This window comes from Bacillus sp. WC2507, assembly GCF_052656125.1.
Genome location: NZ_JBQXPN010000001.1, coordinates 3,602,102 through 3,616,605 on the forward strand (window position 1 = coordinate 3,602,102; position 14,504 = coordinate 3,616,605).

At 31.9% G+C, this 14,504-nt stretch carries 12 protein-coding genes and 2 pseudogenes; all 14 read right to left on the bottom strand.

All coding sequences use genetic code 11. The annotated features are described in order from the left end of the window. Nucleotides 1-30: 30 nt before the first annotated feature. Nucleotides 31-792 carry a hypothetical protein gene (locus tag ACUN28_RS19080; RefSeq protein ID WP_016088157.1) on the bottom strand — a complete coding sequence of 254 codons (762 nt, stop codon included), beginning with the start codon at nucleotides 790-792 and terminating at the stop codon, nucleotides 31-33. Between the two features lie 231 nt (nucleotides 793-1,023). Further along, a pseudogene (locus ACUN28_RS19085) lies at nucleotides 1,024-1,160 on the bottom strand (DUF3952 domain-containing protein); the annotation flags it as partial. A 49-nt stretch (nucleotides 1,161-1,209) separates the two neighbouring features. After that, nucleotides 1,210-2,004 (bottom strand): DUF3952 domain-containing protein, encoded by a 795-nt coding sequence (locus tag ACUN28_RS19090; protein ID WP_016136648.1) that lies wholly within the window; start codon nucleotides 2,002-2,004, stop codon nucleotides 1,210-1,212. Nucleotides 2,005-2,232: 228 nt separating this feature from the next. After that, nucleotides 2,233-3,021 (bottom strand): annotated as a pseudogene (locus ACUN28_RS19095) (hypothetical protein). Between the two features lie 92 nt (nucleotides 3,022-3,113). Next, nucleotides 3,114-3,392, bottom strand: a complete 279-nt coding sequence (locus tag ACUN28_RS19100) for a hypothetical protein (RefSeq protein ID WP_016088161.1) — start codon at nucleotides 3,390-3,392, stop codon at nucleotides 3,114-3,116. A gap of 94 nt (nucleotides 3,393-3,486) precedes the next feature. Beyond that, a complete protein-coding gene (locus tag ACUN28_RS19105; RefSeq protein ID WP_016088162.1) occupies nucleotides 3,487-4,284 on the bottom strand; it encodes a hypothetical protein in 798 nt (265 codons plus the stop codon). A 32-nt stretch (nucleotides 4,285-4,316) separates the two neighbouring features. After that, a complete protein-coding gene (locus ACUN28_RS19110) occupies nucleotides 4,317-5,105 on the bottom strand; it encodes a hypothetical protein (protein WP_016088163.1) in 789 nt (262 codons plus the stop codon). 712 nt (nucleotides 5,106-5,817) lie between these two features. Next, nucleotides 5,818-6,261: a DUF5085 family protein gene (locus tag ACUN28_RS19115; protein WP_016088164.1), complete on the bottom strand. Its 444-nt coding sequence runs from the start codon at nucleotides 6,259-6,261 to the stop codon at nucleotides 5,818-5,820. Then, nucleotides 6,258-6,719 carry a DUF5085 family protein gene (locus ACUN28_RS19120; protein WP_016088165.1) on the bottom strand — a complete coding sequence of 154 codons (462 nt, stop codon included), beginning with the start codon at nucleotides 6,717-6,719 and terminating at the stop codon, nucleotides 6,258-6,260. Before ACUN28_RS19120 ends, ACUN28_RS19115 begins: the two co-directional genes overlap by 4 nt. A 100-nt stretch (nucleotides 6,720-6,819) precedes the next feature. Next, nucleotides 6,820-7,617, bottom strand: coding sequence for a hypothetical protein (locus ACUN28_RS19125; RefSeq protein ID WP_016088166.1), 798 nt, complete (start codon nucleotides 7,615-7,617; stop codon nucleotides 6,820-6,822). A 31-nt stretch (nucleotides 7,618-7,648) separates the two neighbouring features. Further along, nucleotides 7,649-9,199, bottom strand: a complete 1,551-nt coding sequence (locus ACUN28_RS19130; protein WP_016088167.1) for a T7SS effector LXG polymorphic toxin — start codon at nucleotides 9,197-9,199, stop codon at nucleotides 7,649-7,651. Nucleotides 9,200-9,216: 17 nt separating this feature from the next. Beyond that, nucleotides 9,217-9,519: a TIGR04197 family type VII secretion effector gene (locus ACUN28_RS19135; protein WP_016088168.1), complete on the bottom strand. Its 303-nt coding sequence runs from the start codon at nucleotides 9,517-9,519 to the stop codon at nucleotides 9,217-9,219. A 3-nt stretch (nucleotides 9,520-9,522) separates the two neighbouring features. Continuing rightward, nucleotides 9,523-9,945 carry a YwqH-like family protein gene (locus ACUN28_RS19140; protein WP_000510565.1) on the bottom strand — a complete coding sequence of 141 codons (423 nt, stop codon included), beginning with the start codon at nucleotides 9,943-9,945 and terminating at the stop codon, nucleotides 9,523-9,525. Between the two features lie 12 nt (nucleotides 9,946-9,957). After that, nucleotides 9,958-14,469: a type VII secretion protein EssC gene (essC, locus tag ACUN28_RS19145; protein WP_445423408.1), complete on the bottom strand. Its 4,512-nt coding sequence runs from the start codon at nucleotides 14,467-14,469 to the stop codon at nucleotides 9,958-9,960. Nucleotides 14,470-14,504: the final 35 nt, after the last annotated feature.

Sequence of the window (14,504 nt, forward strand, 5' to 3'; positions counted from 1 at the left end):
ATTTTCATTCACTTCAATTCTATTTCCCTCTTATTTACTTTTCGATTTGGATTTTGTATTTCGCTTTCGAATTCTCCCACGCATTCTCTCATTCTCTTCCCATGACATATTAAATGACTTGAATTTAAATCTACAGTACGCCAATAATTGGAATTCTGCCGCTCCGATTGCAACCGCATACATTAAAACAGTTCCTACTCCATACATAACAAAAAAATCAATTGAATAATCATTTTGAAAATACATCAGAAGAAGTAGTATTAATATATATATTATAGCCCCCTTTATCACAGCTCCTTTTGTCTTACTAAAAAACGAGGTGGATCTTTCATCACTACTAAATGCACCTTCACTTGCTTGTTTAAATGTATCTAGCGTTGCTGCAATATGGATAATAACTGCTCCTACAACTAGTAGCCCGGTATACATCCTACCAATTGAATTATCAGCCATTTCAGAAACAATCGAAACTACAAATAATATCGTTCCAAGTTGAAACGCATATAGTAATACGATTAGCGTTTGGAACTTTTGAAATGTAAAACATGCTTTCGGAAATAGATATATAATTAAAAATATAATTTGAATACTAAATAACACAATTTCGGTTTTAACAATAGTTCTATCAAAAAAATTGTTGTAGTAATTCAAATCCCCTACAAAAATAATAAACATAAATATCGAAATATAAAATATTGTTCCAAGCATAAATCCCGTCGCACCTTCAGGGCTTAAACGTCCTTGACATGTCATTCGAAACTTATCTAAATCTTCTTCTTTTATTTTCCACATCCTGACTCTTCACCCTCAATACAGTTTAAATAATTCTCATGCACTAAAATTCTATTACATTCTTAATATTTTTAAGTACATAGATCTTTGTACAACTAAATTTAGATAATTTTTTAGGTATACCATTACCACATTAATTACGCTAATCATATAATCAGATTGCTTTTTGATAGTTCAAATAGTATCCTTTCTCCTCAAAAGTTCCAAATACTCTTCTCTCTTTCACTTAAGTATAACCGTCTTCTTGTCACCTTCATCCATTGCTTTTATTAGGCTCTCATACTTTATTTTGATTTCCTAAAACTACACGCGCTCAGCAAAACATAACTGTTATCACAGTAACTATTTTTCACTACCCCTTTACTCATATCCTCACAACATTTATCATTCTCAAAATTCAATCAAAATATATTATTTTTAATTTATATACTCTTTTTCATAATTTACATATTCTTTTTTGGCACTTTGATTATTATCTTCTCTGGTATGATAATATGTTGAAATCTCTTGATTGCGTTTTATAAGCTTATCTTCTTTTTTTTCTTCATAATTTACCGATATTGTTATTTGTATTATTCTCATTTGATTTTCTTTTGTATCATTAGACGTATTAAACTCAATCATCAATATTGCAGAATCAAATTTATCATATTTTAAATTTAACTTGTCATTTATTATGCTTTTAAACTGTAATTCAGTTAAATCATAGCTTATTATGCTCGGTTCACTAGATCTTTTTGTATCTTCACTCGGTTTCAATTTACTAAGTTCATTTAATCCTCTAAACATTAATTTTACATATGAAACATTCATAGCTTGACCCTGGGCTACTGAACGGGATTTTTCATTTTTTAAATTTGTACTATAGACCGTTTCTTTTTTGTAATTTTGATTACTACCAACGTTTTTATCATTTTTTATATCAGTAACAACCTTTTGAGTTGTTTTCCCATATAAGTCGTCTTCTTTCACATTATATACTCCATGGGTTGTTTGATATATTATCCTGCTATGTTCACCATCTTCTTTTTCTTCATAAGTACTTTCGCTAGTCTCTTCTTTCACATATGCATATCCATCATCACTCGCAGACATAACCGTTTTCATATCCCCTTCATCCAATGCCTTTACTAATCTCTCATACTCTATCTTCGTCTCCCCAAAACCACATCCACTTAATAAACTTGATACTATTGACAGAACTATCATCATCTTAGATTTCTTCTTTAACTTCATACTGACACCCCGTTGATTTCCCTAGGCATTTTTAAGTTCATTATGTTCCTTTTTGGAAATTAATACATTTCACCTTTACTTACTGCTATTTATTTACTCATGCAGATTATATTGAAGATGCTTTAATTTTTAATAGCATTAATTTATATACAATCCTTAATTGTTTATATATTCTATTCGAATTTTCAGAAACCAAAACTTATTTTATTTCTTTAGTTTTCTTTTTTCTTTCTCTTCATAAAGCTTTAGTCTTTTCTGACGTTCCCTTTCATGTTCCTCCCACGAAATATAAAATGATGGAAATTTAAATCTACAATAGGCTAATAATTGGAACTCTGCTGCACCTATGGCTACCGCGTACATGATTAGAGTTCCTCCCGCATACAATCCTAAAATATTTTGTGTATAATCATTATGCACATAAATTAAAATGAGCAGAGTTAACACATAAATTAGAGCACACTTAATTGCAGTCCTCTTTGTTTTACTAAAAAATGAAGAGGATTCTTCTCCCGTATTAAATGCCCCTTTACTTGCCTGTCTAAAAGTATCAATAGTCGCTAAAATATGTAAAATGACTGCACCTAAAAATAATAACCCGACATACATTAATGTAACTTAATCAATTGAATAATTTGACGCTCCTGGAATTATCAACATTGTAAATGTTATAGTGCCTAGCTGAAACGCATATAATAGTACCACGAGTGTTTGTAGTTTCTGAAATTTAAATGGCATCTTAGGAAACAAATAAATAATTAAAAAAATTACTTGAAGACTATAAAGCACTAACTCAAGGCTAACAATTATTTTATCAAAGAGAGTCGGGTAATAACTCCAACCAAACTTTATTAACCCTCCAATAAGAAAAAACATTATTAAAGAAATAAAAAACATCGTTCCAAACATAAATCCTGTAGCCCCATCGGGACTTAAGCGATTCTTGCAAGTACTTTTAAATTCATTTAAATCTTCTTCTTTTATATTCCACATATAATTACACCATCTTTTCTAAAATCATGTAATAACTCTATTTTTGTAGACAAACTGAAAGTAAATAAATGTTTTTAGTATTTCATATTAAACTAGCCTTTTTTACTTTTTTTAACAAACACAAAATACAACGATAGCATTAGTATTAAGCCTATTCCACAAACCAATACACCTCCATATTCTTTCTGGTATAAAAAAATAAACATAGTAACAATATAGCCCGGTATTGACAAAATAATGAGCCACTTCCCCAGAAACTCTGCTATTTTATATAGAATTAAAAAAATAAACATAATCCCGACAATAATAGGTGCTATTACACTTTCAAATAAACCTTTTTCTTTTTTTACAGCTTTATAATCTTTATTCAAGATATTACATTCCTCCCTTTACTAGTTAATTTATGAATAATGTATTCATTCTATCTTCAATGTAAGTTTTCGAGTATCATTTATAACTTTCATTTCAGTTTTTATTTCGCTTTTGCTCTTTCTCTCTTATTCTTTTTCTATTTGCTATAAATTCTTGGCGTTCCTTTTCATGTTGTTCCCACGTAATATTAAATGATGGAAATTTAAAGCGACAATACACCAATAGGACGAATTCTGCTGATACTACAGCAAATGTATATAATATTATTGTTTGTGTCACATAAATTGCCATTTCATCAAATGCATAATTAAGGTTTAAGAAAATTAATATAAGCAAAACTACTACACAACTTATCATCCCAATTAATAAATATAATTTCATGTCAGTAAAAAACGAGACAGCCGGTCCCTCCAATTTATATCCTCCATGTTTTGCCTGTTTAAAAACATCAATTGTAGCTACAATGTGCGTACAGATTGCCCCTAATAGTATTAAACCAATATAAACCAATGTTTTATTGTCACATGGAAAATCATATATTCCTTCAACAACCATAACTATGAAAGGTAATGTCGCTAACTGAAAAGCATAAAATACAGTTACGATTGTTTGTAGTTTCTGTAATTTAAAAGCAATCTTTTTAGACATGAATAATATTAAAAAAATGAACTCCAAAACATACAACTTAACCTCAGTTTGTACAACTATCTTTTCAAAAGGATTTAGAGAAATCTTGTCACCGTTCAACAAAAAAGCTAAAAACATAATAAGCATGGGTATAGAAGTATATGCAAAAACTCCCCCATAAAAGATTCTTATATAATCCGGACTTAATCGATTTTTATTTTCAATTTTGAAAAAACCTAAATCTTCTTCCTTTATTTTAAGCATTCATCTTTCCTCATTTCGACACAAAACTTATTTTATTTCTTTAGTTTTCTTTTTTCCTTCTCTTCATAAAGCTTTAGTCTTTTCTGACGCTCTCTTTCATGTTCCTCCCACGAAATATAAAATGATGGAAATTTAAATCTGCAATAGGCTAATAATTGGAACTCTGCTGCGCCTATGGCTATCGCGTACATAATGAACGTAAATATAAAGTAACCAAACATTATGCTCAATGAGTAATTATTTTGTACATAAATTAAAACAAGAAGAATTAGTACATAAATTTCCACACCAAACATTACATTTTTCTTTGCCTTATTAAAAAATGAAGTAGATCTTTCTCCCATACTAAATGCACCTTTACTTGCTTGTTTAAAAGTATCAACTGTTGTTACACCATGAACAAGTATTGCTCCTAATACTAGTAAACCTACATAAATAAGCGTAGTAAAATTAATAGAATAATTACTCATCCCTGGAAGAACAAATGCCGTAAGACTTATAGTACCTAACTGAAACGCATATAATAATATCACCAATGTCTGGAGCTTTTGAAATTTAAAACGTACCTTAGGGATCAGATATATAATAAAAAAGATTACTTGTAGGCTATGTAACAACAATTCCATTCTGACTATTACTGTGTCAAAAAGAGTCGGATAGTAATCCCAGCCAAATCTAATTAATGCTCCAAAAATAAAAAGCATCAATAACGAACTATAAAGCATTCCACCAAACATAAACAACATAGCTCCTTCAGGGCTTAAACGATTTCTACATGTTATTTTAAATTCATCTAAATCTTCTTCTTTTATGTTCCACATCCAATTGTCCCACCCTTAACTACATTCCCTTAAATCATGTAGATTAAAAATAAAAACCTTCTCATTTTGATGAAAAGAGAAGGTTCTATTAATCTCAGATATTCTTACATTATAATAATGATTATTTTAAGCTATTTCATAGTGCTCTGCTATTTTTTTACACATCTTTTTATATTCCAGCATCTACTCTGCTATTTCTTCTTTCTCTTCGTCAGTGGATTTTTTCTTATATTTAAAACCAATCACTTTCATATCCAAAAATACTTATTCTTCCATTTCCTCATCTACCGGAATACATTGGATAATAACTTTTGTTGTGTTTGAAACTTGTACAAAAATTTCAAATGTACCAACAAACATAGCAACCGTTCGGGATAATTCTTTATTACTAATATATAAAATCGTTGCAAGTTCTTCTGCAAATTCAGGTATATAAACAATATATCAAGCATTTCAACAGCTATTATGCAATCATCCACCAATACTTTATCCAATATTTTTCTGTTCAATTAATCCCCCAGTTTTATCCCCACACTCTTACTGAAAGTACAAAGTTTTTTCTTTTGAAAATAACCACATATGTAGGACCCTTACTACTAAAAACAACAATTAGAACTCTTAATTCAAGAATACCTTTATATTCTTCTATAAAACAAAACTAAAATTAGGGTTTTACTTTTCATATCTTTATTACTAAAAGTGTACTAAATTATTATTGTGTATCTACTGCAATTTTTATTTCAACATACTGTAACTCTTCATCACCACTAAAAATATGGTAAATAGGCGAGATCATATCAAGTTCATTATCTTCCATATACTGAAGAATCTCAGCATATGCATACTCTGTTAATGTTTCAAAATCTCCTGCATATCTTTTCATTAGCATGTTATCAACATAGTAATAACTTCGAAACTTCATTGTGTCTGATTTAGGAATACTACTCTCATATACTGGCATAAATAATTCAATAAACATATCTCCATCTGATGGTACATTTTTCAGCGCATAAAACATTGGGCCTTTGACCGTTAAATTCGCTTGCGCAATTTCTGTCAATAAATCTTCTATTACTTTTTCCATATCAGTATAGTGAAAAAAATATTCTCTCGATACAACATTTGTATAAGCAATGCTTTGTTCCTCAACTATCATCGCACTAATTCACCTACTTCAATAATAGGAGCATAAATATCCAACCACATATCACCATATACATCTAAACATACGTGATAAAAGCTACTATCTAATTTCATATGATTCTGTTCAGCAAATTCATTTAAAACACGATAAGCGTCTTCAATATCACCATCTTCATCTGAGAATCTAACACAAAGTGCTTCTTCAATAAGAATTGCATCAATATACTCATACGGTGAATCCTCTTCCATATTTACCCTTACATTTACTGGGACACAGTACATATATTCACCATATTCTGGTTCATTCTCTAATGGTGAATATGTAAAAAGAACAGGTCCTATTGGGTATATATCGTTATGAACTACTTGATTTCTAAGTGCGATAGCTGGCAACAACCAATCATCTTTTTTTACTATTTGAGTGATGCTTATTAAATTTAAAAGCGATAATGCTTTATACTGAACTTTCATAATCTCTACCCCTTATACAGTGATTTATTTATTTCTTCACAAATAGATTCTTCCACGCACATAAAAAAACAGTTTATGACTATCATTTACAAATCTCATTTCAATTTTTATTTTTCTTTTGTTCTTTTTCTCTGATTCTTTTTCTATTTGCTATAAATTCTTGGCGTTCCTTTTCATGTTGTTCCCACGTAATATTAAATGATGGGAATTTGAAGCGACAATACACTAACAGGACGAATTCTGCTGATACTACAGCAAATGTATATAATATTATTGTTTGTGCAACATAAATTGCCATTTGGCTAAATGTATAATTAAGATTTAAAAAAATTAATATAAGTAGAACCATTACACCAATTGTCATTCCAATCGATAAATATAATTTTGCGTTAGTAAAAAATGAGACGGCTGGTCCTTCCGATTTATATCCTCCATGTTTTGCCTTTTTAAAAACATCAATTGTAGTTACAATGTGAGTACAAAGCGCCCCTAACATTATTAAACCAATATAAACTAACGTTTTATTATTACTTGGAAAATCAAACATTCCTTCAACCATCATAACAATAAATGGTAATGTTGCTAATTGAAAAGAATAAAATAAAGTCACGATGGCTTGGAGTTTCTGTAATTTAAAAGCAACCTTTGAAGACATGAAAATTATTAAAAAAATCAACTCCAAAATGTATAACTTTACCTCAGATCGTACCAAAAATGTTTCAAATGGTGTTAAAGAAATCTTATCACCGTTCAGCAAAACACCTAAAAACATGATGAGCATGGGTATAGAAGTATATGCAAAAACTCCTACATAAAAGATTCTTATATAATCCGGACTTAATCTGTTTCTATTTTCAATTTCAAAAAGGCCCAAATCTTCTTCCTTTATCTTTAGCATTCATTTATCCTACCTTCTAATTTTATATAAATTACCAAAATATTGATTTCAATTTTTTAAGGACCTTTGCATTTTCTTTCGTAAACTCTTTATAATTTCCAGACTTTAAATTATCGTTCATATTTACTGCCCATTTTACTAATTTCTTTGTTCCGCTAACTACACTTTCACCTCCTAATATACTAAGTTTCTCATTCACCAGTAATGAGGCTCCAATCCCCACCACTGCACCTATAGCTCCTCCTGCCAAGGTTCCAAGTGGTCCCACAGCAGTCCCAATCGCTGCTCCAGTTGCTGCTGCTCCCGCTGCATATGCTAAGTCCACACCTGTATCTAATGCAACATCTCTTACATCCTGTAGCTGAAATCCATCATCTAGTGACTTTATAGCATTATCTACAACTGTCAGCCCTGTTCCAATAATTGCCACACTTTTGAAGAGCGTCCCAGTACCTTTGAGTTTTTTAAATGTTTCTGGCCATTTCTTAAAATTGAATTCGTCAATGCTCTTTTGAAATTCGGTCCCAAATGAATCTGTCCATCTATTTTTAAATGCTTTTAAAAAACCTTCTTCCTTCCGAGTCATCATAAAATCTTCACCCGCTTTAAATTCAGGCAATTTATAAATATCTTTTTTTGCTTGTTTTATTACATTTCTTGTTTCGTTGTTGTACTTGACTTTAAATTTATCTTTAAAAATAAATTTAAAAATAGCATCTTCATTTGCATCTGTAGCTAAAAGTTTGGAAGCCGCTACAATATCGGCATCGTTTAAAGTATTAAATACATATGCCCCTTTTCCTTTTCGAGCATTAACATCAAAATCAACACCAAATCCCAAATTTTTTTTCATGTAAACCAGACGTAAATAACCAGAAAATAATCCGACTACTCCTTTTTTCGCTTTACCCGTATATCCCGCAATCATTTTAGCTACTCCAACTATAGATGCGAAGGTTCCTTCAGACAGAAGTTTTTCGGTTGTATCACTAGAAAAGTTCCCTTTAGTCTCTTGTATTTGTCTCATAGCACCATCTAATCCGCGTAACATGTCATCAAAATTTTGAAGATCATTTTGTTGACTATTGTAAGCCTCTAGTTTTTCTAACGTATCACTGATTTCTTTTTGACTTTTTTCAACCCCTTCAGAAATTCCTGATGATGAGGGATAATGGATCGGAACAATATCATTAATTGAACTGATAGTCTGTTGTGCTAATTCATTTGATTGATTAAAACTGTTACTATACCCATTAATTTTTTGCTTTACATTATCTAAATAACTCCCATAAATTTTCGTATCTGCATCACTATCAACAGAACTATTAAAATCTTCTATTGCTTTTTCAAATTGCATGCTTAAGCTTTCTGCTGCGACCATACAACCTGAAATAACACTTCCATGAACTCTAGATAAATGGCCTTTAATTCCATCAGCAGCAGCACCTTGAAATGAATTAATCTCACTAAAATCCGCTATCTTTCCTAATAATGATTCAAACTGTTGATTCAACTCAGTGGCACTTGCTTGAAATCTATTTTGAAGTTCTTTTACTTCTTGTAACTCTATATTTTTATCCACGCTTCTCCCACCCTATTTTAATTTTTCATAGCATGATGAATTGAACCAATCCTTAATTGCTTCTCAAGTTGTTCGTCTTTTTCGACTATTTTCTCCCCAGTTTTTTGTATTTTATTTAAGTCATTTTCCAATATCTGTTCGTATTGCTGCACCTTTTGAGATAACTTTTCAATTGCTTCACAATACTGAATCAGCCTAGTCAAATTCGTACGACTCAACTTCATATCATTAAATTTCGTTTTCCCTAAATCACTAGCACCACTTTTCAATTCACTTACTTTCGCATCAAATACCCCTTTATTTAATTTAATTTCCCCCATTTATCATTTCCCCGCCTTCTGTACTTCTACTTGAATACTAGCGTCAACCATTGAAACACTTCTACTTAAAGAAAGAATACTAGACTCACATGTAGCGATTTCTCTTTCAAGCCGCCGTATGGCTTGATCGATGTCTTCTTGCACTCTTCCTAGTTCTCCAATAAACTTCCCTAAATTCGAAATGACTTGTTGTTCATACGTTTCTTTAAAAGTAGTTGCTCTTTGCCCTTTCCAACTACTCTCGTTTATTTCTAAAGACTTAAACTGCTCTTGATTTTGTTTAATTGCTTCAAGATTATTTACAAATTTCCCCTTAGCAGTTATTAGCCTTCGTAGTTTCATTTGTAATTCAGCCAATTGCCCTTGTTGATGACTTATACTACTTAATAAACCAGATTTTTGACTATTTAATTCCTCTATCCCCATGCAAATCCCCCCTTAAATAGTTGGCACTTTAATTCTAGTAGCAAAACGATTTTCAACAAAATACCCTTCAAATGGATTTAATTTTGTACTACTTAAATCTTTATTAGATACATCGAAGACCATTTGGCCTGATGATTTTCTAAGTAAAATAACATGAGATTGCGTTTTTATTGTTTTTGAAACTAGGTCGTATCGACTGTCAATTGAATCAACATCACAGCCAATTACGAAGTGGATGCCCATAAATGCACCATTTGTTATTAATTCCGCTAAACTATATATATCGCTATCTTCTAAATTACTTAAAATATCATTTACATCTGCAATTACGATTACAATCGGCTTAAATTTCTTAATAAATTCTGCCGGGTTCACTGTTTCACTTGATGCTTCCTGTTCCTCTTTAAACGCCGCTTCTCTTGATTTATAAGCATTTGTAACTTGTTTAATCGTTTTCTCAATTCCTGTTTTTTCAGCTACATATAAAGCAGCGCTCTCTCTATAGTTTGAGAAATTGCGTGTTCTTGTATCAATTAAACCTAGGTCAAAGTGTCCACTGTCAGCTAACTGTTGAAGGAATTGATGAACTACATTTTCAACTTCATCTTTCTTAATCCCCCCTACAACAATATTAGCCGCTTCTGTTAAATCTAATTCGAGAGGCGTAACGCTTTCTGTTTCTACACCAAATGTTAGCTTGCCTGCTTCAATAATTTTTCTTGTTTCTGGCCATGCAATGAATTCTTTGTATTCCAGAACTTCAGGTACCATAGGAATTGCTTTCGGTCTTTCTCCATCCCAGAAGGAATCCATCTCTTTTCCTTCAGCTTGTATATTTTCAATTCGAGTAAGTACATCTTCCCCATTTGTCGGTAAAGCTGTTTGGAAGATTGTTGGTTCGTCAATTTTAACTAAACCACGGCCTGCTAATTCTTCAATTTTTAACTCTGTTCTTCCTACAATAGCTCTAGATTCTGCCTCATCTATCATATATAGAGCAATTTGTAGTTTAATATTTGTATTTACTTGTACTCTCAATGCATTTTGACGTGTAGCCGTAAGCATTAAATGAATTCCTACTGCTGCCCCTTCACGTACAATTTGTGCAATAATGCGTTCAAAGTCTTCGACAAATCCAGCTTCTCTAACAGAATCATAGTTATCTAACGTAATTAATACTGTTGGTAATACTTCTTTACTAGCTCTCTCATACATTTCAAGACTCGCAACTCCATATTTACTTAGCAATTGCTTTCTATCTTTTAATAAGTCTTCTATGTGACGAAGAAATTTCTCGCATTTTTCAACTTGGTCTAATGTAATGATGTCTGCCACATGTGGTAAAGATTTTAGTGGCATTAAACCGTTCGTTCCGAAGTCTAATAAATACACATGCAAATGCTCCGGACTATGCTGACGAGCTACATCCATAATGACTGATTGTAAGAATGTTGATTTTCCGTAGCCTGGACTTGAGAAGACTGCTACGTGTCCATCTTTACTAATATCTAGTGTTAATGGTGTTTGTGATTGTAATTCAGGCTGATCTAGTAGACCAACTGTTGCTTTTAATGGTTTCTTTTCTTTCGTCCATGCTTCTTTGAACTGAATAGCGTGTAAGTCTTGTAAATATACGCTTTCTGGAAGTGGTGGTAACCACGGTCTAGCTAACGCTTCAATTTCATTTATTTCTGCGTAATCGTGAATGTAGTCAATAACAGCATCCAGTTCAGATGGTACGCTTATTACTTCTTTACTACTACCAAGTCCACTTAAGTCTTCACTTAATATTTCATATTGTCCTAGATCATTTATTGCATAGATTGTTGCGTCTAAATGTTCTTTATCCTCTTTGTTTTCTACATAGTCTGCTCCGCTCCAAGCTGATTGGAATAGTTCATAAATTTCATTATTCCCAACTTGTAAATAGGCACGTCCTGGCAATGTAATTTCAGCAGCATCTGGTGTTTTTAAAATTTCATTACTATCTGACGTATTTTGAACTTTCAATGCCAGTTTGAATTTCGAGTTACTCCAAATTTGATCATCTACAACACCGCTCGGTTTTTGCGTAGCTAATATTAAATGAATTCCGAGTGAACGTCCGATACGCGCTGTTGAAACTAACTCTTTCATAAATTCTGGCTGTTCTGACTTCAGTTCCGCGAATTCATCACTAATTAAAAATAGATGTGGCATCGGTTCACTTACTAAGCCTTCTTTATACAGTTTTTGATACTGATTAATATGGTTTACATCATTTTCTCCAAATAATCGTTGTCTTTTTTGTAATTCAGCTTTAATTGATGCGAGCGCTCTCATACTTTGTGCTCCATCTAAGTTCGTAATTGTTCCTAATAAATGCGGTAAGTTTTTGAATAAATTCGCCATACCGCCGCCTTTATAGTCAATTAGTAGAAAGGCTACTTCGTAAGGATGGAAATTGACTGCTAGAGATAAAATATACGATTGTATAATTTCCGACTTACCTGAACCTGTTGTACCTGCTATTAACCCGTGTGGTCCGTGTGCTTTTTCGTGTAAGTTTAAGTTTACGATATCTTCTTTACCACGTAATCCAAGTGGTACAGCTAAAGATTTATGTGCAGCATTTTTCTCCCAGCGACTTGTGATATTCAGTTCTTTTACTTTCTCAACACCGTACATTTCTAAAAATGTTACACTTTCTGGGATACTATTTTTTAAGTTTTGCAAATGATTTAACGGTGCTAATGCTCGTGAAACATCTTCTAAATTGAACCCTTTCGGTACGTGATTTAATTTAAATTGACGGTTTACAAGCTCTCCCTGTTCTAAGATGATGTTCCCTTGTTTTGCATCTCTTATGTCTATTACCGTTTTCACATGCTCCGGTAAACTTTGCATAACATCTTGTACAAATACAAGTGATACACCTAATTGACTCGGATCATCATTAAAGAATTCCATAACAACATGGTCTAGTATTAGTTTTTCATCTGTAATGAGAACGACATAGTGCGGTGCAAAGTACATTTTTTCATTCGTTGAACTTTTTTCATCTAGTTTTAATTTTCGTTCTTTTAATATTTGATACAAACTATTTAACACTTGATCACGGCTACGATCATGATATACAAATCCGCGTACATTTATATCGCGAACACTTCCATGAGGTAACCAGCGCATCCAATCCCATTTTTCTTTTTCTTCTTCAGGAAAAATAGTAATAAACTGCAAGTCATAATAACTATGGAATAATGCGGTTTGTACAACTAATAATTGTAATTGCTCTAACACTAAAGAGCGTTGTCCAATATAGCCAACCGGTCCATTTATCAAATCTGTTACAACAGGTACATCTTCCAATGATAGATAACGCTGTCTTAGTTCACGTGCTATATCAATTAATTCATCTTTCGTTTGACTAAATTCTTCTTCATTAAATTGGATTTCAAAACTTGTATTAGCTTGTCCTGTTCCAACGCTAAATGTTAAGAAATCATGATGTAGCATTGTTTTTTCATATATACGTGGATTTACTTGCATAGCCATATTACGTATAACTTCAACATTTGGATTATGATATTGTAATGCATGACGCTGCTTTTCACTTTCTGCATGTAAATCTTTCGTTTTTTGTTTGATATACGCTCTATAACTTTTATCACGTTCAACAATGTCGATTTTATATTGCTTTAAATTTTTTATATAAGATGTGACAGATACAATAATCGTTACTAATGTCATCGCAATCGATGCAATAATAAACATCCCATATTTCATAAAGATTGCAAGTAATACTGTTACGACAATCATGACAAGAGAAGGTGCAATAATTCTCGCCAAATGCTCAGTCGGTTTTGACGGCATACTTGAAGGTTTTGCAATTGTCATTTTCTCTTCTGGTTCACGGTAAATAATACGTGGTGAACGATGATAGTCTGGATAACCACTTTGATAATTCGTTTCGGATTCTACTAAAATAGGTAACGTAGATTTAACGTTCTCTTCTGAAGACAATACTTGAATATCTTCACTGCCTATCTCTACTAAAGCACCATCAAAATATAATACGTCTCCTGCTTCTAACATAGCGCTATCTTTTAGCTTCGTATAATTATGAAATACATCCCCTTCATATACGTTTACTTTAAAAGAATCGTACAACGTTTCACGAGATAGCATTAAATCTACATTTGTCCCGGTAATAGAAATATCATCATAACTGTTTTGACTTAATGTAAGAGAATGTTTCGTTCCGATATCAAACACTTTAGTTGTACCAATAATAGAGATAAAGATTTTCAAGCTCACATCTTTAGTTTTTCCAATCTCAAATTCCTTATTGAACTCTATTAATTGATTTTGTACCATCCAAGCATTTACTTCATTATTCCACTTTAACTCTACTTCTTGTTCTAAACTTGGATTCGTAATATCATTTGTCCACTCTTTTCCAATCGACACTATTGATTGCTCATTTGGATGTAATGTGCACTTATATATTTTGTCTCCATAAGTCAATACTAATAGTTGCTCCATCCGTGTTCACTGCTCCTTTTCAACTGTCTCATCAA

Bases quoted from the DNA above. Each gene is read 5' to 3' on its own strand.
- ACUN28_RS19110 (WP_016088163.1), bottom strand. From the start codon at position 5,105: ATGTGGAACATAAAAGAAGAAGATTTAGATGAATTTAAAATAACATGT.
- ACUN28_RS19135 (WP_016088168.1), bottom strand. From the start codon at position 9,519: ATGGGGGAAATTAAATTAAATAAAGGGGTATTTGATGCGAAAGTAAGT.
- ACUN28_RS19115 (WP_016088164.1), bottom strand. From the start codon at position 6,261: ATGATAGTTGAGGAACAAAGCATTGCTTATACAAATGTTGTATCGAGA.
- ACUN28_RS19105 (WP_016088162.1), bottom strand. From the start codon at position 4,284: ATGCTTAAAATAAAGGAAGAAGATTTAGGTTTTTTCAAAATTGAAAAT.
- essC (WP_445423408.1), bottom strand. From the start codon at position 14,469: ATGGAGCAACTATTAGTATTGACTTATGGAGACAAAATATATAAGTGC.
- ACUN28_RS19125 (WP_016088166.1), bottom strand. From the start codon at position 7,617: ATGCTAAAGATAAAGGAAGAAGATTTGGGCCTTTTTGAAATTGAAAAT.
- ACUN28_RS19140 (WP_000510565.1), bottom strand. From the start codon at position 9,945: ATGGGGATAGAGGAATTAAATAGTCAAAAATCTGGTTTATTAAGTAGT.
- ACUN28_RS19120 (WP_016088165.1), bottom strand. From the start codon at position 6,719: ATGAAAGTTCAGTATAAAGCATTATCGCTTTTAAATTTAATAAGCATC.
- ACUN28_RS19090 (WP_016136648.1), bottom strand. From the start codon at position 2,004: ATGATGATAGTTCTGTCAATAGTATCAAGTTTATTAAGTGGATGTGGT.
- ACUN28_RS19080 (WP_016088157.1), bottom strand. From the start codon at position 792: ATGTGGAAAATAAAAGAAGAAGATTTAGATAAGTTTCGAATGACATGT.